This window comes from uncultured Schumannella sp. (assembly GCF_905479755.1).
Taxonomy (GTDB): Bacteria; Actinomycetota; Actinomycetes; order Actinomycetales; family Microbacteriaceae; genus DCRR01.
This window is the reverse complement of record NZ_CAJQNT010000036.1, coordinates 1-20,833: the sequence shown is the minus strand read 5'-3', so window position 1 is coordinate 20,833 and position 20,833 is coordinate 1. Positions and strand designations below refer to the sequence as shown.

Annotated in this window: 23 protein-coding genes, 1 tRNA gene and 1 pseudogene; 21 read left to right on the top strand and 4 right to left on the bottom strand. The window is 69.8% G+C overall.

Going from position 1 to position 20,833, the window contains the following annotated elements; translation table 11 throughout:
• The 21 genes and pseudogenes from QZ258_RS10135 to QZ258_RS10035 all read left to right on the top strand — a co-directional run.
• Positions 1 to 1,376 (top strand): DNA repair protein RecN (locus tag QZ258_RS10135; protein WP_294181195.1); only part of this gene is annotated, 1,376 nt, incomplete at its 5' end.
• Positions 1,377 to 1,458: 82 nt separating this feature from the next.
• Positions 1,459 to 3,180 (top strand): CTP synthase, encoded by a 1,722-nt coding sequence (locus QZ258_RS10130; protein WP_294181199.1) that lies wholly within the window; start codon positions 1,459 to 1,461, stop codon positions 3,178 to 3,180.
• On the top strand, positions 3,181 to 3,771 hold the full coding sequence (locus QZ258_RS10125) for an NUDIX hydrolase (RefSeq protein WP_294181193.1): 591 nt from the start codon (positions 3,181 to 3,183) through the stop codon (positions 3,769 to 3,771).
• A complete protein-coding gene (locus QZ258_RS10120; protein WP_294181192.1) occupies positions 3,752 to 4,684 on the top strand; it encodes a site-specific tyrosine recombinase XerD in 933 nt (310 codons plus the stop codon). The genes QZ258_RS10125 and QZ258_RS10120 overlap by 20 nt, the downstream gene beginning before the upstream one ends.
• 84 nt (positions 4,685 to 4,768) lie before the next feature.
• Positions 4,769 to 5,668: a ParA family protein gene (locus QZ258_RS10115; RefSeq protein ID WP_294181191.1), complete on the top strand. Its 900-nt coding sequence runs from the start codon at positions 4,769 to 4,771 to the stop codon at positions 5,666 to 5,668.
• A gap of 4 nt (positions 5,669 to 5,672) precedes the next feature.
• Entirely contained in the window at positions 5,673 to 6,500 is an 828-nt protein-coding gene (locus QZ258_RS10110; RefSeq protein WP_294181189.1) for a ScpA family protein, read from the top strand.
• On the top strand, positions 6,490 to 7,068 hold the full coding sequence (locus tag QZ258_RS10105; protein WP_294181187.1) for an SMC-Scp complex subunit ScpB: 579 nt from the start codon (positions 6,490 to 6,492) through the stop codon (positions 7,066 to 7,068). Before QZ258_RS10110 ends, QZ258_RS10105 begins: the two co-directional genes overlap by 11 nt.
• Positions 7,065 to 7,859 carry a pseudouridine synthase gene (locus QZ258_RS10100; protein ID WP_294181184.1) on the top strand — a complete coding sequence of 265 codons (795 nt, stop codon included), beginning with the start codon at positions 7,065 to 7,067 and terminating at the stop codon, positions 7,857 to 7,859. Before QZ258_RS10105 ends, QZ258_RS10100 begins: the two co-directional genes overlap by 4 nt.
• Positions 7,856 to 8,947 carry a prephenate dehydrogenase gene (locus tag QZ258_RS10095; RefSeq protein ID WP_294181181.1) on the top strand — a complete coding sequence of 364 codons (1,092 nt, stop codon included), beginning with the start codon at positions 7,856 to 7,858 and terminating at the stop codon, positions 8,945 to 8,947. Before QZ258_RS10100 ends, QZ258_RS10095 begins: the two co-directional genes overlap by 4 nt.
• Complete coding sequence (cmk, locus tag QZ258_RS10090; RefSeq protein ID WP_294181179.1) at positions 8,944 to 9,630, top strand: (d)CMP kinase; 687 nt, start codon at positions 8,944 to 8,946, stop codon at positions 9,628 to 9,630. The genes QZ258_RS10095 and cmk overlap by 4 nt, the downstream gene beginning before the upstream one ends.
• A gap of 6 nt (positions 9,631 to 9,636) precedes the next feature.
• Positions 9,637 to 11,199 carry a ribosome biogenesis GTPase Der gene (gene der, locus QZ258_RS10085; protein ID WP_294181178.1) on the top strand — a complete coding sequence of 521 codons (1,563 nt, stop codon included), beginning with the start codon at positions 9,637 to 9,639 and terminating at the stop codon, positions 11,197 to 11,199.
• A gap of 170 nt (positions 11,200 to 11,369) precedes the next feature.
• Positions 11,370 to 11,870: an aromatic ring-opening dioxygenase LigA gene (locus tag QZ258_RS10080; protein ID WP_294181176.1), complete on the top strand. Its 501-nt coding sequence runs from the start codon at positions 11,370 to 11,372 to the stop codon at positions 11,868 to 11,870.
• Positions 11,871 to 11,919: 49 nt separating this feature from the next.
• Entirely contained in the window at positions 11,920 to 13,200 is a 1,281-nt protein-coding gene (locus QZ258_RS10075; protein ID WP_294181174.1) for a SufS family cysteine desulfurase, read from the top strand.
• A complete protein-coding gene (gene sufU, locus QZ258_RS10070) occupies positions 13,197 to 13,682 on the top strand; it encodes a Fe-S cluster assembly sulfur transfer protein SufU (RefSeq protein WP_294181170.1) in 486 nt (161 codons plus the stop codon). The genes QZ258_RS10075 and sufU overlap by 4 nt, the downstream gene beginning before the upstream one ends.
• Before the next feature lie 3 nt (positions 13,683 to 13,685).
• A complete protein-coding gene (locus QZ258_RS10065; protein WP_294181169.1) occupies positions 13,686 to 14,372 on the top strand; it encodes a CoA pyrophosphatase in 687 nt (228 codons plus the stop codon).
• Positions 14,373 to 14,482: 110 nt separating this feature from the next.
• On the top strand, positions 14,483 to 15,049 hold the full coding sequence (locus QZ258_RS10060; RefSeq protein WP_294181167.1) for a hypothetical protein: 567 nt from the start codon (positions 14,483 to 14,485) through the stop codon (positions 15,047 to 15,049).
• Positions 15,046 to 15,402 carry a rhodanese-like domain-containing protein gene (locus QZ258_RS10055; protein WP_294181164.1) on the top strand — a complete coding sequence of 119 codons (357 nt, stop codon included), beginning with the start codon at positions 15,046 to 15,048 and terminating at the stop codon, positions 15,400 to 15,402. The genes QZ258_RS10060 and QZ258_RS10055 overlap by 4 nt, the downstream gene beginning before the upstream one ends.
• A gap of 39 nt (positions 15,403 to 15,441) precedes the next feature.
• Positions 15,442 to 15,996: an MOSC domain-containing protein gene (locus QZ258_RS10050; RefSeq protein ID WP_294181162.1), complete on the top strand. Its 555-nt coding sequence runs from the start codon at positions 15,442 to 15,444 to the stop codon at positions 15,994 to 15,996.
• A 76-nt stretch (positions 15,997 to 16,072) separates the two neighbouring features.
• Complete coding sequence (locus tag QZ258_RS10045) at positions 16,073 to 16,921, top strand: MBL fold metallo-hydrolase (protein WP_294181159.1); 849 nt, start codon at positions 16,073 to 16,075, stop codon at positions 16,919 to 16,921.
• A pseudogene (locus tag QZ258_RS10040) lies at positions 16,918 to 17,313 on the top strand (YchJ family metal-binding protein). The gene QZ258_RS10045 and the pseudogene QZ258_RS10040 overlap by 4 nt, the downstream one beginning before the upstream one ends.
• A gap of 122 nt (positions 17,314 to 17,435) precedes the next feature.
• Positions 17,436 to 17,509, top strand: a tRNA-Pro gene (locus QZ258_RS10035).
• Positions 17,510 to 17,715: 206 nt separating this feature from the next.
• Here the strand turns inward: QZ258_RS10035 and QZ258_RS10030 are convergent.
• From QZ258_RS10030 to QZ258_RS10015, 4 genes are all read right to left on the bottom strand, one after another.
• On the bottom strand, positions 17,716 to 18,945 hold the full coding sequence (locus QZ258_RS10030) for a site-specific integrase (RefSeq protein WP_294181157.1): 1,230 nt from the start codon (positions 18,943 to 18,945) through the stop codon (positions 17,716 to 17,718).
• Positions 18,929 to 19,141, bottom strand: coding sequence for an AlpA family transcriptional regulator (locus QZ258_RS10025; RefSeq protein WP_294181156.1), 213 nt, complete (start codon positions 19,139 to 19,141; stop codon positions 18,929 to 18,931). The genes QZ258_RS10030 and QZ258_RS10025 overlap by 17 nt, the downstream gene beginning before the upstream one ends.
• Positions 19,138 to 19,659 (bottom strand): hypothetical protein, encoded by a 522-nt coding sequence (locus QZ258_RS10020; RefSeq protein WP_294181197.1) that lies wholly within the window; start codon positions 19,657 to 19,659, stop codon positions 19,138 to 19,140. The genes QZ258_RS10025 and QZ258_RS10020 overlap by 4 nt, the downstream gene beginning before the upstream one ends.
• Positions 19,660 to 19,805: 146 nt before the next feature.
• Positions 19,806 to 20,833: type IV secretory system conjugative DNA transfer family protein (locus QZ258_RS10015; RefSeq protein ID WP_294181154.1), on the bottom strand; the 1,028-nt coding region annotated here is incomplete at its 5' end.

Below are 20,833 nucleotides of genomic sequence, written 5' to 3'. Positions count from 1 at the left end.
GTGCGGTCGTCGGTGGTCGCAGCGCGCCGGTCGGGGTGCTGAACGAGATTGGACAGCAGCTGGTCGTCGTCCACGGCCAGTCGGATCAGATCCGGCTCCGTTCCGCCGTCGCCCAGCGCGAGGCGCTTGATCGCTTCGCGGGGCCCGGCTTCAGCGCCGTGCTGGCTGACTATCAGGATGTGTTCCGCCGCTGGCAGACCGCGCAGTCCGAACTCGATGTGCTGGTCGCCGAGCGCGACCGCCGTGAGCGCGAGGCCGAAGAGCTGCGCAACGCCATGGACGAGATCGAGGCGGCCGCGCCGCGACGCGGCGAAGATGCCGAACTCGCCGAGCGCGCCGAGCGGCTGAGCAATCTCGAAGACCTGCGGCTCGCCGCGGTGGAAGCGCAGGAGGCGATCTCGGCGCAGCTGAGCGACGACGCGCGCGACGCGACGGTGCTCGTCGAGTCGGCGCGGCGCTCGCTCGAGCGCGTCGCCGGTCACGACGCCGAACTGGCCCCCGTGATCGAGTCGCTCGCGGCGGCGCGGTTCGCACTCGAAGACAGCTCGGCCAAAATTTCGAGCTACCTCGGTGCGCTCGACACCGACGGCGGTCGTGAGCTCGAGACGATCCAGGAGCGCCGCGCGGCCCTGGCGGCGCTCGCCCGCCGGTTCGGCCCGAGCATCGACGAGATGATCGACTTCTACGAGTCCGGCAGCACACGCCTGCTGGAGCTCGACGGCGACTCGGACCGCATCGATTCGTTGCGTGCGGCGGTGGCGCAGGACTTCGCCCGGGTCGAGCAGCTCGCCGATCAGCTGAGCGTGCGCCGACGCGAGGCCGCCGAGCGACTCTCGGCCGCGGTCACGCACGAGCTCGCCGCGCTCGCGATGCCGGACGCGCGGCTGTCGATCGAGGTCGCGCCGCGCGAGCTGGGGCTCACCGGCCGCGATCAGGTCGCGATCCGCCTACAACCGCACTCCGGCGCCGAGCCGCGTCCGCTCAGCCGCGGCGCCTCCGGCGGCGAGCTCTCGCGCGTCATGCTCGCGATCGAGGTCGTGCTGGCCGGCAGCGATCCGGTTCCCACCTTCGTCTTCGACGAGGTCGATGCGGGGGTCGGCGGCGCGAGTGCGATTGAGGTCGGTCGTCGACTGGCGAAACTCGCCGAAACCGCGCAGGTGATCGTCGTGACCCACCTGGCCCAGGTTGCGGCCTTCGCCACCAACCACCTGACCGTGGTGAAGGGCAGCGACGGATCGATCACCGCCTCGAGCGTGCATCGCCTGGAGGGCGAGGAGCGGGCCGCCGAGATGGCGCGCCTGCTGAGCGGGCTCCCCGACTCCGAGACGGGCCTGGAGCACGCGCGCGAGTTGCTCGGGATGGCCCGCGCGAGCTGATCGCGAGAACTCTCTCGGCGCGTTCTGGCCGACCTCGGCCCGCTCACGGAGATGTGAGATACGCTGAAACCCCGTGGCGGACATCTCGGGCAAGGTAATCACCAAACACATCTTCGTGACCGGAGGTGTTGTCTCCTCCCTCGGGAAGGGCCTGACCGCCGCGAGTCTCGGAAACCTTCTCACCGCACGCGGCTTGCGTGTCGTGATGCAGAAGCTGGATCCGTATCTCAACGTCGATCCCGGAACGATGAACCCGTTCCAGCACGGCGAGGTCTTCGTCACCGATGACGGCGCCGAGACCGACCTCGACATCGGCCACTACGAACGCTTCCTCGACATCAACCTCGACCAGGCCGCCAACGTCACGACCGGGCAGATCTACTCGAATGTGATCGCCAAGGAGCGCCGCGGTGAGTATCTCGGCGACACGGTGCAGGTCATTCCGCACATCACCGACGAGATCAAGCGCCGGATGCGGCTGCAGGCTCAGGGCCCCTTCGATGCCGAGAACCCGCAGCCCGACGTCATCATCACCGAGATCGGTGGCACCGTCGGCGACATCGAGTCGCAGCCGTTCATCGAGTCGGCGCGCCAGGTGCGCCATGAGCTGGGCCGGCGCAACGTGTTCTTCGTCCATGTCTCGCTGGTGCCGTTCATGGGCGCCTCGGGCGAGCAGAAGACCAAGCCCACTCAGCACTCGGTCGCCACGTTGCGCTCGATCGGCATTCAGCCGGATGCGCTGGTGCTGCGCAGCGACCGCATCGTGTCGGAGGCGAACAAGCGCAAGATCGCGCTCATGTGCGACGTCGCCGAGGACGCCGTCGTCAACGCGGTCGACGTGCCCTCGATCTACGACATCCCCACGATGCTGCACGAGCAGGGCCTCGACGCGTACATCATGAGCGAACTCGACCTCGACGCGGGACCGGTCGTCTGGGACGGCTGGCGCAACGTCTTGAAGGCCGTGCACGAGCCCAAGCACGAGGTGACGATCGGGCTGGTCGGCAAGTACATCGACCTGCCGGACGCCTACCTCTCGGTCACCGAGGCGCTGCGCGCCGGTGGTTTCGCGCACGAGAGCAAGGTCAAGCTGCGGTGGATTCCCTCGGATGAGTGCGAGACCCACGACGGCGCCGCGAAGGCGCTCGGAGACCTGGATGGCATCTGCGTGCCCGGCGGATTCGGCATCCGCGGGATCGAAGGCAAGCTGGGGGCGTTGAAGTTCGCGCGCGAGAACGGCATCCCGACCCTGGGGCTGTGCCTGGGGCTGCAGTGCATGGTCATCGAGTACGCCCGCGACGTCGTCGGCTTGGCGGGCGCCTCCAGTTCGGAGTTCGACCCCGACACCGAGTTCCCGGTGATCGCGACGATGGCCGAGCAGGTCGACATCCTCGCCGGGGGCGACCTGGGCGGCACGATGCGCCTGGGCCTCTACGAGGCGGCGCTTCAGCCCGGCTCGATCGTCGAAGAGCTCTACGGCGCCCCGGTCGCGCACGAACGCCACCGCCACCGCTACGAGGTCAACAATCACTTCACCGACCAGATCGCGGCGGCCGGCCTGAACTTCTCGGGCACCAACCCCGAGCACGGTCTGGTCGAGTTCGTCGAGCTGCCGCGCGAGGTGCACCCGTTCTACGTGGGCACGCAGGCGCACCCGGAGCTGCGGTCGCGCCCGAACCGCGCACACCCGTTGTTCCGCGGCCTGATCGGCGCGGCGATCGAACGTCAGAAGGCGTCGCGGTTGTTCGAAACGGACGAGGCCGATGAGGCCGAGGAACCGCGCGGCGAGCGGGTCGAGGCCTAGGTGACCGTGGACCGCGCGCGTTTCGAGTCCGGTCCGATCCTCGACGTGTCCGATCCCGCCGAGGTGGTGGCATCGCAGACCGTCTTCGATGGGCACATCTGGGATGTGCGGCGCGAGTCGTTCCGCTTCGGTGACACCGAACTGACGCGCGATTTCCTCGACCACCCGGGCGCCGTCGCGGTGCTCGCGATCGACGACGAGGATCGCGTGCTGCTGATCAACCAGTACCGGCATCCGGTGCGCGAGCGCGAATGGGAGTTGCCGGCCGGGCTCTTGGATGTCGCGGGCGAGCCCCCGCGGGAGGCGGCGCAGCGCGAGCTGGCTGAGGAGGCTGACCTTCAGGCCGCCGAGTGGAGCGAGCTGGTCACCTTCCACACCAGCCCCGGGGGCAGCAACGAAGTGCTGCACGTCTTCGAGGCGCGCGGGCTCAGTGATTCGCCCGAGCCGTTCGCCCGGATGGATGAGGAGGCGGAACTCGTTCCGCGCTGGGTTCCGTTCCCGGAGCTCGTGACCGCCGTGCTCGAGGGGCGTGTCCGCAACTCGATCCTGATCGTCGCGGTGCTGACCGCCCATGCCCGCCGCACCGTCTGACGCGCGCGCGCAACTGGAGCGCTTCCTGCGCCACCTCACGATCGAGCGCGGGCGCTCGGCGCACACCGTCGCGGCCTACCGGCGCGATCTGGAGGCGCTGCTCGCGGACGTCGCGGCGGGCGAGGGTCCGCTGAGCGTCGACGCGTTGACGCCCGAGTCGCTCGCCGCCCATACGACCGCTCTGCGCGAGCGGGCCGAGCCGGTGGCCGCGGCGACCCTCGCGCGCAAGATCTCGGCGATCCGCGGCTTCACCGGCTTCCTGCTGGAGGAGGGGGTGCTCGAGGTCGATCCCGCGACGAAGCTGGTGGCACCGAAGCTGCCGATGCGACTCCCCAAGGCGTTGACGATCGACCAGGTGGAGCGGCTGTTGGCGGCCTGCGCCGGCGAGGAACTGAGCCGGGTGCGCGACGCGGCGCTGCTCGAACTGCTCTACGCCACCGGCGCGCGGGTTTCCGAGGTCGTCGACCTCAATGTCGATGATCTGGTGGGCGAGGACGGCGCCGCCGATCACGTGCGGGTGCTCGGCAAGGGCGGCAAGCAGCGCATCGTGCCGGTGGGCAGCTTCGCGCGGGCGGCGCTCGACACCTACCTCGTGCGCGTGCGGCCCGAGCTCTCGAAACGCGGCCGCTCGACCCCGGCACTGTTTCTCGGGATGCGCGGCGCGCGCCTCTCGCGGCAGAGCGTCTGGCTGGTGATCCGGGCCGCCGCCGAACGCGCCGAACTGGGCGTCGAGGTGTCGCCGCACAGCCTGCGGCACTCCTTCGCGACCCACCTGTTGGAGGGCGGCGCCGACGTGCGCGTCGTGCAGGAGCTGCTCGGCCACGCGAGCGTCGCGACGACGCAGCTCTACACCCGGGTGACGGCGGATGCGCTCCGCGAGGTGTATCTGACCTCGCATCCGCGCGCGCGTTAACCTTCAACCTCCGCTTCAGGTGAACCGCGGGCATCGGGCGCGTGGCGACCGGCTCGTGGGGGACACCGACTTAGACTCGACTCCATGCCAGCGCCACGCGAGGATGTCACCGAATTGCCCGGCTTCGCCGGCGATTTCGGCAACGCCACGCTCGGCCCCACGGGTCGACCGGTGACGGAGTTCGCCACGCCGAAGAAACTCGGCTCCCACGGCCCCGCGCGCATCATCGCGCTCTGCAATCAGAAGGGCGGCGTCGGCAAGACGACGACGACCATCAACCTGGGCGCGGCGCTCGCCGAGTACGGCCGCCGCGTGCTCGCGATCGACTTCGACCCGCAGGGCGCGCTGAGCGCGGGCCTCGGCGTGCCGACCCACGACGTCACGACGATTTACGACCTGCTGCTCGGTCGGTCGAAAGACACCCGCGCGGCGATCATCGAGACCTCGACCCCGGATCTGCACGTGATCCCGGCGAACATCGACCTCTCGGCCGCGGAGGTCCACCTCGTCAACGAGGTGGCGCGCGAGCAGATTCTGGCGCGCGTGCTGCGGCAGGTGGCCGACGATTACGACATCATCCTGATCGACTGCCAGCCGTCGCTCGGCCTGCTGACGGTGAACGCGCTCACCGCGGCGCACGGCGTGCTGATTCCGCTGGAGTGCGAGTACTTCGCGCTGCGCGGGGTGGCGCTGCTGATCGAGACGATCGACAAGATCCGCGACCGGCTGAACCCGGCGATCCGGCTCGATGGGATCGTCGCCACGATGTACGACCCGCGCACGCTGCACAGCCGCGAGGTGCTGGAGCGCGTCGTCGAGACCTTCGGCGATGCGGCACTGGAGACCGTGATCGGCCGCACCGTGAAGTTCCCGGATGCCACGGTCGCCGCCGAGCCGATCACCACCTTTGCGCCCACGCACGCGGCCTCCGAGGCGTACCGCCAACTCGCGAGAGAACTGGTTGCGCGTGGCGCCGTCGCCTGAGGCGATGCCGACCACGGATCTGCTGTCGCCCGCGGGTGAAGGCGCCGAGTCGACTGGCTTTCGCCTGACGCTGTCGAATTTCGACGGCCCCTTCGATCTGCTCGTGCAGCTCATCAGCAAGCACGAGCTCGACATCACCGAGATCGCGCTGAGCGCGGTCACGGACGAGTTCCTCTCCTACCTGCGCGCTCTCGACTCCGAGGATGATCTCGACCAGGCGAGTGAGTTCCTGGTCGTCGCCGCCACCCTGCTCGATCTGAAGATCGCGGGCCTGTTGCCGCAGGGCGAACTCGTCGACGCCGAGGATGTGGCGCTGCTCGAGGCGCGCGACCTGCTGTTCGCTCGCCTGCTGCAGTACCGCGCCTTCAAGGAGGCGGCGGCCTGGTTCGGGCGCCACCTCGACGCGGAGTCGACCCGGCACGTGCGGAATGTCCGGTTGGAGGACCGGTTCCGCCGCCAGACGCCCGAGCTCGTCTGGAACCTGACGGCCGACGATTTCGCTGCTCTCGCGCTCCTCGCCTTCACGCCGCGCGAGATCCCGATTGTCGGTCTCGACCATTTGCACGCGCCGCTGATCAGCATCCGCGAGCAGGCCGCGCACGTCGTGGCGATGCTGCGCCAGGGCGAGCCGATGAACTTCCGCCAGTTGGTGGCCGGCGCCGAAGTGAAGGGCGTCATCGTGGCGCGTTTCCTCGCGGTGCTCGAGCTCTACCGGCACGCCGCGATCTCGTTTGAACAACTCGAACCGTTGGGCGAGCTGACGCTGCGCTGGACGGCGCAGCACTGGTCGGATGACCAACTCGCCCACCTGGGAGCCGACTATGACAACTGACCCGAGTCAAGACCTCGACCGCCGTCTCGAGGCGATCCTGATGGTGCTCGACGAGCCGCAACCGGTGATCGCGCTCGCGACGGCGCTCGGCGCCCCGGTGCCCGCGGTGCGGCAGACGATCGAGCGACTGGTGGCCGATTTCGACGGCACGGCGCCCGGCTCGGTGCGGCGCGGCTTCGAACTGCGCGAGGTCGGCGGCGGCTGGCGCATCTATGTGCGCGCCGAACACGATGAGGTGGTGCGTGACTTCGTACTCACCCAGAGCCCGACCAAGCTCTCGCAGGCGGCGCTTGAGACCCTCGCCGTGATCGCCTACAAGCAGCCCATCTCGCGCGGCTCGATCGCGTCGATTCGCGCCGTGAACGTCGACTCGGTGGTGCGCACGTTGCTCGGCCGTGGCCTGATCACGGAGGCGTTCACCGACTCGGAGACCGGCGCAATCCACTACGAGACGACGCCGCTGCTGCTGACGCAGCTCGGCATCAACTCGATCGAGGAGCTGCCGGCGATCTCGCCGCTGCTGCCCGACGGCGCCGACGGCTTCGACGATGCGGCGGCCCTGCGATGAGTGAGCCGGGTTCGCCAAGCAGCGAGGGCGAGCGCCTGCAGAAGGTGCTCGCCGCCGCCGGGGTCGCCTCGCGCCGCGTGAGCGAACAGCTCATCGTCGCCGGCCGGGTGTCGGTGAATGGCCAGGTCGTCACCGAGCTGGGTCGCCGGGTCGACCCGCTCGTCGACGAGGTCGCCGTCGACGGCAGCGCGGTGCAGCTCGACACCTCGCGCCGCTACTTGATCCTCAACAAGCCCACCGGCGTCGTCAGCACAATGAACGACGAGCACGGGCGCCCCGATTTGCGGCAGTTCCTGCCCGACGACGGCGAACGCCTGTTCAACGTGGGCCGACTCGACGCCGAGACAAGCGGACTGCTGGTGCTCACCAACGATGGGGCGATCGCGCACGTGCTCGCGCATCCGTCATTCGGGGTGACGAAGACCTACATCGCAACCGTCCGCGGCGAGGTGACGCCCGCGACGATGCGGAAGCTCGAGAAGGGCATCGAGCTCGACGACGGGCCGATCCAAGCCGATCGTGCCCGCCTGGTGGGGGAGGCCTCGCGCGGCAAGTCGATCGTCGAGATCACGCTGCACTCGGGCCGCAATCGCATCGTTCGGCGGATGCTCGCCGCCGTCGGGCATCCGGTGCTGGAGCTCGTGCGACGCCAGTTCGGCCCGCTGCACCTCGGCACCCTGCCGATGGGCCGCACCCGCGAGATCACTAGGGTGGAACTCGGCGAACTGCTCACGATCGCGCGCAAGAGCGACGTGAACGCCGAGAGCCCGAGTGAGGATTCCGGAGAATGAACGACCGTCGCGTGACCGACCAGGTCCGCATCGTCGGCAGCGGGTTGTTGGGCGCGAGCATCGGCCTCGCGCTGCGCGCCAAGGGCGTCGACGTCATCGTCGATGACGCCTCACCCGCCGCGCGCCGCCTCGCGGTCGACTACGGCGCCGGCCGGGCGCCGGCCGAGGGCGATGCGCCGGGCGTGATCGTCGTCGCGGTGCCGCCGGATGTCACCGCCGAGGTTGTGGCCGCCGAACTGGAACGCTTTCCGAACGCGCTGGTGACCGACGTCGCAAGCGTCAAACTGGCGCCGCTTGCCGAACTGCGCGAGCGCGGAGCCGACCTGTCGCGCTACCTCGGTTCGCACCCGATGGCCGGCCGCGAACGCGGCGGCACCATCTCGGCGCGCGCGGACCTGTTCGAGGGCCGCCCGTGGATCCTCGCCGGGCACGAGGCGATCAGCTACGGCCGCGCCCGCCCGCTCGAAGACCTGGTGCTCGACCTCGGCGCCGTGCTGATCGAGATGGATGCGGTGGAGCACGACCGCGCCGTCGCGCTCATCTCGCACGCCCCGCAACTCGTGGCCTCGATGCTCGCCGCGCGGCTGGACGCCGGCAGTGACCCGGCCTTGCGGCTCGCGGGCCAGGGCGTGCGCGACACCACGCGCATCGCCGCGAGCGACCCGGCGCTCTGGGTGCAGATCCTCGGCGCGAACGCGGCGGCGGTCGCCGAGGTGCTGCGGCCGTTGCGCGACGACCTCGATGCGGTGTTGGCGGCGCTGGAGAGCCCGGAGGCATCCGGTTCTCGGCGCACGATCGCCGAGGTGATGGCCGCCGGCAACGCGGGTGTCGCGCGGCTTCCCGGCAAGCACGGGCAGGCCAAGCGCTTCGCCACCCTCGTCGTCAAGATCGACGACAAGCCGGGTGAACTGGCGCGCCTCCTCACCGAGATCGGGGAAGAGGGCGTCAACATGGAGGACCTGCGCCTGGAGCATTCGCCCGGCGCGCAGCTGGGTTTTGCCGAGATCTCGGTCGTGCCGGAGGCGGCGCACCAGCTCGCGGCGGCACTGGAGAAGCGCGGTTGGGCGCTGGGGGAGGACGAACGATGAGCACGCCGATCGTCGTCGCCGTGGACGGACCGGCGGGCAGCGGCAAGTCGAGCGTGAGCCGCGCGGCCGCGACGCGGCTGGGCTACGACTTTCTCGACACCGGCGCCGCCTACCGCGCCCTCACCTGGCTGTCGCTCGAGCGCGGGATCGACCTCGACGACTCGGCCGCGGTCGTCGCCGAACTCGCCGACTTCCCCTATCGCACCGAGGCGCGCCCCGAGGGCTCGCACGTGCGTGTGGGGGAGACGGACGTGACGAGCGCGATCCGCGAGCCCCGCATCAGCGCCGTTGTGAGCCAGATCGCGCGCGTTCCCGAGGTGCGGGTGGCGCTCAACGAGGCCTTCCGGCGCATCATCGCGGGCACCACCGCCCCCGGCATCGTGATCGAAGGTCGGGACATCACGACCGTGGTCGCACCGGATGCCCAGGTGCGAATCCTCTTAACGGCCGATGAGACGGTTAGAATTGCGCGACGGTCCGCTGAACTCGCCTCCGCCGACGCCGACACGGCACGGCAGCTGCGCGAGCGGGACCGCAAAGACGCCCAGGTGGTCGATTTTCTGACTGCCGCCGAGGGCGTGACCACGATCGATTCGACGGAACTCGACTTCGAGCAGACCGTCGCTGCGGTGATCGAGCATGTGCGGCGAACAGCCGAGGCCAGCACCGCCCACAAGAACTGAGGAACCATGTCCGAGCGTGACCCGGAGCTCGCATCGTCGACGCCCCCCGAGGCTGACAGCGAGTTCGACGAACTCGGAACCGAGGAGGGCGCGGTCGAGGCGCTCGCCGAACGCCTCGCCGACCTGGACGACGAGGCGGCCGAACACCGCGCCGCGAGCCTGCGTGCGGGCCTGTCGGACTACGACCTCGACGACGAAGACCTCGAACTGCTGGGCGCGTCCGAGGCCGGCGTCGACGGCATCACCTACCTGCCGGCGCTTCCCGTGCTGGCGATCGTGGGCCGCCCGAACGTCGGCAAGAGCGCGCTCGTCAACCGCATCCTGGGCCGCCGCGAAGCGGTCGTCGAGGATGTGCCGGGCGTCACGCGCGACCGTGTCAGCTACAAGGCCGAGTGGCTCGGTCGTCGTTTCACGCTCGTCGACACCGGCGGCTGGGAGCCCGACGCGCAGGGCATCAACGCCTCCGTCGCCGCCCAGGCCGAGGTGGCCGTCGACCTGGCGGATGCGGTGCTGTTCGTCGTCGACATCAACGTCGGCGCCACGGCGACCGACGAGCACGTGGTGCGGATGCTGCGCGCTTCGCACAAGCCGGTGATCCTGGTCGCCAACAAGTCGGATGACACCGTCAAAGACCCGCTGGCCGCGGAGCTCTGGAGCCTGGGGCTCGGCGAGCCGTGGCCGCTCTCGGCGCTGCACGGCCGCGGCGTGGCCGACCTCCTCGACCACGTCATGGAGGTGCTGCCGGAGGTCTCGACGGTCGCCAAGCAGGAGATCGGCGGCCCGCGCCGGGTCGCGATCCTCGGCCGGCCGAACGTCGGCAAGTCGAGCCTGCTCAACAAGGCGGCGGGCGAAGAGCGCGTCGTCGTCAACGAGATGGCGGGCACCACCCGCGACCCGGTCGACGAGCAGGTCGAACTCGGGGGCAAGATCTGGACCTTCGTCGACACCGCCGGAATCCGCAAGCGCGTGCACCTGCAGCAGGGTGCCGACTTCTACGCAAGCCTGCGCACCAGCGCGGCCCTCGAAAAGGCCGAGGTCGCGGTCGTCGTGCTCGACGTCACCCAGCCGGTGTCGGTGCAGGACCTGCGCATCATCGACCTGGTGCTCGAGTCGGGCCGTGCGCTCGTGCTCGCCTACAACAAGTGGGATCTGCTGGACGACGAGCGCCGCCGCTACCTGGAGCGCGAGATCGAGCAGGACCTCGCGCACGTGACCTGGGCGCCGCGCGTCAACATTTCGGCGCGCACCGGGCGTCACCTGGAGAAGCTCGTGCCGGCGCTCGAGGTCGCGCTCGACAGCTGGGACACGCGCATCCCGACCGGCAAGCTCAACGCGTTGATCGCGGAGCTGACGGCGGAGCACCCGCACCCGGTTCGCGGCGGAAAGCAGCCGCGCATCCTGTTCGGCACGCAGGTGTCGACGCGCCCGCCGACCTTCGTGCTGTTCACGACCGGATTCCTCGACCCCGGCTACCGCCGCTTCATCACGCGTCGTCTGCGCGAGATCTACGGCTTCGAGGGCACCCCGATCAACGTCAATATGCGCGTTCGAGAAAAGAGGAAGCGCTAGCTTCCTGCGGAGTCCATTTCTGGGCTCCGCCTCGAACGCGCCGAGCCCCGTCCCGGGGCTCGGGCGAGAAAAGCGCAAGCGCACGTAGGACCTTCGGCCCTGGGGCGCTGAAGAAGTCTCCGAGAAGCTGTCGGTATACCAGCCGAACCAGCAACATCGAAGGGGACATCATGACTTCCACCACCACGCCCACGAACGACACGCCGAACCCCGCCGGGCCGGACCGCGTCGTCGTCGAGTTCACCCGCGGCACCGCCCGCTTCATTCGCTTGTTCGGAGTGCTCGCGCTCGTCGCCGGCATCGGCATGGTGCTCGCGGGCGGCGTCGTCTGGGGCCTGGTGAGCAGTGAGCTCGCCGCCGAGAAGATCGTCGTCGCCGAGGACTCGACCCTGCTGCCGGGCGTCCCGGTGACTGGTCCGCTGTCGGCGTATGCGGAGGCGGAGATCATCAGCCAACACGCGCTGGAGGCGAGCGGCGGCCAGACCTACGCCGAGCTCGACCGCGACGACCCGGTGCGCGCGACCATGATGAACGCCTCGTTCCTGCGGGCCTCGCTCTTCACCTCGGTCGTGTCGTTCGGTGTCGCCGCCTTCGCGATGGGCATGGGTCTCTTCGTGGCCGCGACCGGCTGGGTGCTGACGCGCATCGCGCCGAAGCAGGCCACCCGCTAACGACCACCACACGGCGCGGGTCACGCATCCCCGAGTAGGCTCGGGAGGCGTGACCCGCTCCGTTTTTAACCCGGTCGTGGCGCGCGCCGATTTTCCGATTCTCGACCGCACCGTCAATGGCCGGCCGCTCAACTATCTCGACGCCGCCGCGACGAGCCAGAAGCCGCGCGCCGTGCTCGACGCCGAGCGCGACTACTACGAGAACGCGAACGCCGCCGTCAACCGCGGCGCTCACACGCTCGCCGGGGAGGCGACCGACCTCTTCGAGGATGCCCGGGCCCGCGTTGCCCGGTATCTCGGGGCGGGGGAGCGTGAACTGGTGTGGACGGCGAACGCGACCGAAGCCATCAACCTGGTCGCCTACGCGATCGGCAATGCGACGCTGGGGCGCGGCGGGGCTGCCGCCGAGCGCTTCCGGATCGCGGAGGGTGACGAGATCGTCGTCACCGAGGCTGAGCACCACGCGAACCTGATCCCGTGGCAGGAGCTTGCAGTGCGCACCGGCGCCGTGCTGCGCCCGATCCGCGTGCACGATGACGGCCGCATCGATCTCGACCACGCCGCCGAGCTGATCGGCGCACGCACCCGCGTCGTCGCCTTCGCGCACGTGTCGAACGTGCTCGGCATCGTCAACCCGGTCGAACACCTCACGCGCCTCGCCCACGAGGCGGGCGCCCTCGTGGTGCTGGATGCCTGCCAGTCGGCGCCCAATCTCCCGGTCGACCTGGGCGCGCTCGGCGTCGACTTCGCCGCGGTCTCGGGACACAAGATGCTTGCCCCGACCGGCATCGGTGCGCTCTATGGACGCGCTGAACTGCTGGATGCGTTGCCGCCGTTTTTGACCGGCGGGTCGATGATCACGCGCGTCACCCTCGAGTCGGCCGAGTACCTGCCCGCGCCGCAGCGCTTCGAGCCGGGCACGCAGCGCATCGCGCAGGCGATCGGCTGGGCGGCCGCGTGCGACTGGATGGATGAGCACGGGCGCGCCGAGATCGCCGACTGGGAACGCGGCCTGGGGCAGCGGATGCTGCGGGGGCTGGGTGAGATTCCGGGCATCCGGGTGCTGGGTCTCGGTGATGACGCCAGCGAACGGATCGGCCTCGCCGCCTTCGACGTCGAGGGGGTGCACGCGCACGACTCGGGGCAGTTTCTGGATGACCGCGGCATCGCCGTGCGGGTCGGGCACCACTGCGCGCAGCCGCTGCACCGCCGCTTCGGGCTCACCGCGACGACGCGCGCGAGCGTGTCGCCCTTCACCACGGCGGGCGAGATCGACGACCTGCTGGAAGCCGTCGCCGGCATCCGGCCGTTCTTTGGAGTGAGTGCATGAGTGGGCTGGAGGCGCTGTACCAGCAGCTGATTCTGGATCACTCGAAGACCCCGCACGGGCGCGGCTTCGCAGGTGAGAAGGCGGCGAGCGAGGGCGAGTCGCACCAGTACAACCCGGTGTGCGGCGACGAGGTGACGGTGCGCGTCACGCTCGACGCCGACGGCACGCACCTGGCGGGCCTGCGCTGGGAGGGCCACGGCTGCACCATCTCGCAGGCCTCGGCGTCGATGTTTGCGGCGCTCATCGACGAGGACGCACCGGTGGAGCTCGGCGACCTGCAGTCGAGGATCGACAGATTTCGTGAGGTGCTGCGCTCGCGCGGCACGCTCACCCTCGACGAGGAGGAGTTCGGTGACATCGCCGCGCTCTCCGGCGTCTCGAAGTATTCGCAGCGCGTGAAGTGCGCGATGCTCGCCTGGGTCGCGACCGAGGCGGCGGTGGCCGAGGCCTCCGGCACGGCGACGGCCCACGAGTCGCACTGAGCCATGACCGCATCCTCGGCCGCCACGCCGGCCTCGGCGCGCGCGCAACTGGAGGAGCTGGTCGCCCGCGCCCCGCAGTGGTCGATTGATGACCGGTTCCGGTTCCCTGATCCTGACCGGGCGCGCCGCGCGGCCGTGCTGATCCTGTTCGGGGTGCTCGACGCGACCCCGGCGACCGCGGCCGACGGCGTCGCCCCGGAACTCGATGTGCTGCTGCAGCGGCGCGCGGGGCGGATGCGCCACCACGCCGGGCAGGTCGCGTTTCCGGGCGGCGGCATCGACGCGGGCGATGCGAGCCCGGCGGCGGCGGCACTGCGCGAGGCGGTGGAAGAGACCGGGCTCGATCCGGCGGGTGTTGACCTCTTGGGGGAGCTGCCCGAGGTGCCGCTCGTGGTGAGCAACAACCTGGTGACCCCGGTGCTCGGCTGGTGGACGCGCCCCTCGCGCGTGGCGGCGGTCGACGAACGCGAGGCGGTGGAGGTGTTCCGGGTGCCGGTGGCCGACCTGCTGGCGCCCGAGAACCGGGCAAGCGTCGCCTCGATCCGTGGCCAGCGGCGTCCGCGCACCCCCGCCTTCACGGTCGGGGAGGTGTTTGTCTGGGGTTTCACCGCAATCGTGCTCGACCGACTCTTTGACGAACTCGGCTGGACCCGCTCCTGGGACCCCTCGCGCGAGGTGCCGGTTGAGTAGGCCGAAGGCCGTATCGAAACCGCAAGGTTCTGCGGGTTGAGTAGTCGCCTTCGGCGACGTATCGAAACCCAGTCGTCCACCACGCATACCCCCTGGGGTATAGTGAGCCCATGCCTGTCACCGAGTCGACCCGCGCGAGCGAAGTGCGACAGCTCGTCGTTCCGCTCCTGCGTCCGGCCCGGGTTGCCGTCGCGGTGCTCGCCTCGTTCCTGACGCTCGCCGTCCTGGTGAGCGCGACCGGGCAGATCGTGTTCGTCGCAGGTGTGTCGACGCTCGACGTCACCGTCCCCACAGCCATCGCGCTCGTGATCGGTAGCCTGCTCGCCGGAGCCACGTTCGCGACTTTTCTGCGTCCGCCGGTGGGAGCCGAGGCGACCGTCTGCGACCTGCGCGGGCCGCTCATCGGCAGCGTGCTGCTGGGGCTCGGCACCGACGCGGGCGAGGCGAGCCTCGTGACCGGCGTCGCCCAACCGGTGCTCGCCGTCGCAAGTCTCATCGTGCTCGGTGTGGGGCTCTACGACCGGCTGCGCCGCGAGCGCGCCGCCCTCCGCCACGCCGAACGCCGCCAGGCCGCGGTGCTCGCCGGACTCGTCGACGCCGGCGACCCCGGCGAGGTGTGCCTCGACTGCCGACCCCTGTTCCCCAACCTGCTCTCCACCCCGAAAGAGACCCCATGAAGAAGTTCCTCGCCCTGATCACGCTCGGCCTCGCCTTGACTCTCACCGGTTGCACGCCCGCGGAGCCGATCGAAGTTGCCGCCGACACCGTGATCATCGACGTGCGCACCCCCGAAGAGTTCGCGACCGGCCACCTGGAGGGCGCGCTGCTGCTCGACGTGCAGTCGGCCGAATTCGACGCGCTCGCCGCGGAACTCGACCCGGATGCCTCCTACGTCGTCTACTGCCGCTCCGGCAACCGCGCGGGCACCGCGATCGAACGCCTCGCCGCCCTCGGCATCACGGATGCGGTGAACGCCGGATCGGTGCAGGACGCCTCCGACGCCACCGGCATCCCGATCGTCACCGAGTAGCGCTCGCCGGGCGGGCTCCGGCTCCCGTACTCTCGTGGCATGGGACGCCTCCTCGCCGCCTGCGTTGTTTCGTCGCTGCACCCGGATGCGGGAACGGTCGGCACGACCACGATCGACAAGCGCGCGGTCGACGGTCCGGTGAAGGTGGGCGCGCGCGGCCTGTACGCCGACCTGCAGGCCGACCGCAAACACCACGGCGGCGATGAGAGAGCGGTCTACGCCTACGCAGTGGAAGACGCCGAGTGGTGGGAGGAGCAGCTCGGGCGCGAGATCCCTCCCGGGCTGTTCGGTGAGAACCTGCGCGTCGAGGGGCTCGAGGTCTCGAACGCCGTCGTCGGCACCCGCTGGCGCATCGGCGCGGGGGAGGGTGCCGTCGAGCTGGAGGTGACCGGCCCGCGCACGCCGTGCATGACCTTCGCCCGCTGGATGGGCGAGGAAGACCGCGGATGGGTGAAGCGCTTCTCCGACGCCCGTCGCCTCGGCGCCTACTTCAAGGTGGTCCGCCCGGGCCGCGTGCAGTCCGGCGACGAGATCGCGGTAGTCCACGTCCCCGAGGATGCCCCCACGGTGCTGGATATCTACCGCGGCCCGTAGCTCCTCGCCGCTTGAGTAGCCGCCCCTGGCGGCGTATCGGAACCCACCCGAAGCCCGCACCCGCCAAACTGTCGTCATGACCACACCCCCACGCATCCGTCCCCTCACCCTCGGCGAGGTCCGCGTCCGCCCGAAGAACATCGCCGGCACCGGCACCCCGATGCTGTGGTGGACGCTCACCTCCCGCACCTGGGCCCCGTGGATGCCGGTGTACGGCTTCCTGGTCGAGCACGAACGCGGCACGCTGCTCTTCGACACCGGCCAGTCGGCGACCTCGTTGGCCGACCCGGACTACTACCCGGGGGGCCTCGTGGGGCTGGTGTTCCGGCGTCAGGCGGAGTTCCGGGTGAGCGCCGAGCAGAGCCTTCCTGCGCAGCTCAACGCTGCGGGCACCTCGGTCGACAAGATCGACGTGGTGGCGATTTCGCACGTGCATCAGGACCACGCGGGCAACGTCGCCGAGCTCGCGGGCAAGAAAATTCTGGTGAGCGCCGACGAGTTGGCGCTGCTCGACGAGAAGGCGCCCGAGATGCACGGAGTGCTCGCCGAACACATCAAGGTCGACGGCGTCGACTTCACCCCGGTCGTGTTCGAGCCGAACGACGAGCCGGCGCTCGCCGCATTCGGTGCGAGCTTCGACGTCTTCGGCGACGGATCCCTGCTGTTGTTGCCGACCCCCGGGCACTCGGCGGGGTCGATGAGTCTGCTGGTGCGCGGCGAGGGCGCGGCGCCGATGCTGCTCGTGGGCGACGTGACCTACAACCCGGATCTGCTGGCGAAGGGCGTGGTGCCCGACACGGGTGCGCGCGACGTTCAGCTGGCGACGGCTCGCAAGATTGTGGCGCTCGAGGCGGCGCTTCCGGGGCTGGTCGTGCTGGCGGCCCACGACGCGCGCGTGCCGGAGCGTCTCGCGGCGGTGTCGTGAGCGCATCCGAGTCGGGGCTGTGCCCCTGCGGCTCGGGGCGCGAGTACGGGTCGTGCTGCGGCCCACTGCACGCGGGCGCGGCGGCCGAGACGGCCGAGCAGCTGATGCGGTCGCGGTTCAGCGCCTTCGCGCGCGGGCGCGCCGACTACCTGTAGGCGAGCTGGCATCCGTCGACCCGTCCCGCCGAACTCGACCTGGATGACGGCGTCACCTGGCGCCGCCTCCAGATCGTGGATGCGCTGGCCGGCACCGCCGACGATGCCGACGGCATCGTCGAGTTCCGGGCCTCGTACCGCGACCCGGACGGCACCGCGGGACTGCTCCACGAGCGCAGCCGTTTCGCCCGCGACGAGCGTGGTCGCTGGTCGTATCTGGACGGCGAGACACGGTAGAGTTGTCCACCGTGCCTTCCGCATCGCGGAGCGCGCAAGCCACGGGCTGTGGCGCAGCTTGGTAGCGCACTTGACTGGGGGTTAAGTGGGTGAGCGGCTGTTTCAGCCTGAAAAGTGAACAACGGGATGTGGCGCAGCTTGGTAGCGCACCTGACTGGGGGTCAGGGGGTCGCAGGTTCAAATCCTGTCATCCCGACGCAAAAGCCCTGGTGAGAGCAGGTTTCTCACCGGGGCTTCGTCGTGTCGGAGAGTCGTTTCCGTGGTCCCCCTCTGGTCCCCCACGCCGGGGTGCCGACAGCCCGGTTGGAGACGGGTGACCGCCTCGAACCCCTTCCTTGTGGATAAGGGGACCAAAAGGGGACCAGAACGTCTGCGGGGCACACCAGCGCGCTCCGCAGCGCATCACAGGCTCCTGGTCGCCGGGCTGCTGCGGTGCGAATGTTTGCGCTGTCCGGCGTCGGAGAGGAAGGCGTTGGCCTGCTCGGCGGCGGAAGCAAGGTGGCGGTCGTCGGGGTGGAGGTAGCCGCGGGTGGTTTCCATTGAAGCGTGTCCAAGGATGTCCTGGAGGACGTGCAGCGGGACGCCGGCGTCGGCCATCCAGGTTGCTCCGGTGTGGCGGAGTCCGTGCCGGGTGAGGTCGGGCAGTCCGAGCCTCGCGACGATGCCGTCCCAGTTCGTGGCGTCGCGGACGGTCGCGGTGGTGAGGATGCCGCCCTTCGGACCGACGAGCAGTTGATCCTCGGGCTCCTTGTCTTCGGTGAGGCGTTCCAGGACGGGACGGAGCGGTTCGAGGATCGGCACTCGGCGCTCCTTGCGGCTCTTGGTCGGCTTGGTGACCAGACCTCCCTTGCCGGGGAAGACCTGTCTGCGGATCACGACGAGGTTCTTGCCGAACTCGATGTCCCCGACCTGCAACCCGGATACCTCCGAGGACCGTGCGGCCAGTAGCGCGGCGATCATCACGAAGTCGCTGTAGGACTGGTGGACCTTGCCGCAGGCCGTGGCGAGCCGGTTGAGCGTCTTCATATCCGGGATCGCATGGGATCGCGGGGAGGATTGCTCGGCTGGTTGTCCGCGGAAGGCGTTGCGGTTCAGGCTCCGCTTGGCACGGTTCTTGGCGGGGTTGATGGTCAGCAGCCCGTCGCGCACTGCCTCGTCCAGCACTCGCACCAGCGGCGCGATGGTGTTCTTGATCGTGGACGCGCCGTGCCGCTTCTCCCACTCGTCGATGGTGCGGTCGATGATCCCGGCGGTGATCTGGGTGACGGGCAGGTGTCCGAGCGCGGGCAGCACACGCAGTCTCAGCCCGTGTCCGTAGGTGTCGGCCGTGGAGGTCGGGTCCAGGCCCCGCGCCCACCTGTCGCCGATGGAGGTGACGAACTCCAGCAGCGTCAGGGACACGTCCATGCCCTTGGTCGAGGAACTGCGGAGCTGGTCGAAGAACTCGTGTGCCGCCGCCTCGTCCCGCACGATCTCGGAGCGGATCACACGTCGTTTGGTGGTCGGGTCCGTCCACCGGGCACGTGCGCGGATGCCGTAGGAGCGGCGCTCCATATCGGTGGAGACCTTCACCCCGATCGGTGGCACCGGCTTGGGCTCAGCGGTCGGCTGGGGCTCAGCCCTGCGGGGCATGGTTATGTTCCAGCTCACCCAGCCAGCGGTCCACGGCATCGAGCCGATACCGGGCGATCCCGCCCAGGCGCAGGAACGGCGGGCCCGATCCGGCTGACCGCCACCGCGAGAGCGTGGATTCGGACACCTTCAGATACGCGGCGACCTCCCGGCTGTGCATCAGCGGCGACACCACCAGCATCTCGTCGCGGCTCACGACACTTCTCCGGTTTCGGGGTCGAAGTCGCGGTAGAAGGCGTCCTCGGCTTCGCGGCGGGCCTGGACGTCGGCCATGACGAACTCCACGAACTCGGCGTCGCGGTCGATGATCGGGATGTCCTCGATCGGGGCGGCGGGTTCCTCGCCGGGCCAGACGGTTTGTCTCGTGGGCCGGTCGTGGTCGAGCTTGGTGCCCGACGCTGCCACCCACTCGCGGAGCCGCTGGCGGGCATCTGCGAAGTCGCGGTGCCAGCCGATCGGGGCGGACCCGTTCTGCTCGGGGTCGTAAGCGCAGAGCCAGTGCAGGTGCAGCGCGGATAGTTCCCACATCAGCTCGGGGTGCTTGTGCCAAGCCGGCGGGATCACGGCCGCAGGGAGGCCGTAGGTGTGCCGGAGCCAGTCCACCCATCTGTTGAGTTCCAGCCACTCGATCTCGGCGTCGTCGGCGTTCAGCAGGTTCCAGTTGATCGGGTGCGGAGGTTCCGCGATCAGCGGGTCGCCGTACCCGTCGTCCATATCGTCCAGCTCCGGGTCGGAAACCTCGCTCGCGCTCGCGTCGTCGGGTGCATGGGACATGCTGTGCTCCTGTCTGCTCACACGCCCACGGCCATGCCGGGGGCTCGCTATGGCAGCGAGGTGAACCACGGGACGACTGGCGGTGCTCACGCGTGGGGACGGCGCAGCAGGGCCTCTATCTCGGCGCGGTCGGCGGTGAGCTGCGATGCGTCGGGTCGTTTCGGCCAGGGGTACAGGTCGGTGACGATCGGCGGTGCGGAGCGCAGCAGCACGATCCCGGTGCCGAACGGGAGCCGGCGGATGCGGTCGGGCGGGAAGACCGGGACGCGGCGGACGGAGCGCTGGTTGGAGCGGGTGCCGTGGTCGCCGAGGGTCACCGAGTCGGTGTACTCGTCGCGTTCGCCGACGAGCGCGCTCAGGTCTTGCAGCTCGCGGCTGTTGGACGCGCCACCGAGGATCACCTTGACTATCGAGGCGTCCCAGATCGCGCCAGCCTGGTGCTCGTTCCACTTGTCCCGTGCTTGCGCGAGCGACTGGAGCACCGGCATGGTGGTGATGCCTGAGCCGCCGCCTTCGGCCATGAGGGTCGGCAACGACGGCAGCGGCGACAGGTTGGCTATCTCGTCCAGGGCCAGCAACATCGGCGGGTCGAGCCGGGCACCGGGTGAGCGCGCCGCCAGACGGCGGGCGGTCTCGATCAGGTCTTCCACGAGCGCGGCCACGAGGGTGGCGCTGGCTCCCGCGCCGGACCCGGTAGCCAGCAGGAACAGAGTGCCCTTGTTCTGGATGAAGTGCTCGGGATCGAAGCCTTCACCGGGACCCGGCGATACGGTATCGAGCACCCTGGGGTCGGCCAGCGATCCTAGGGCGAGGGACACGCCTTGCCAGATGGAGTCGCGGGTGCGGGGGTCGGAGTCGATCATCGCTTCCAGGGACTCGGCCCAGCCGGTCGCCGCCAGCGGTGAGCCGGTCAGAATCGCCACGGCATCGGCGGCCGCGGTGGGGTCGAGGGTCCAGCGGAACAACTCGGCCGGTGGCCGGTGGTCGATCGCTGCGGCGTGCAGGAGCGCTTGCAAAGCGGCTCTGGTCTTGCCCTCCCAGAACCCGCCGCCATCGACACCGCCGGCAGACAGGCCGGTGCCGGCGGCGAGCCCCGTGGCGCGAATCATCGCGG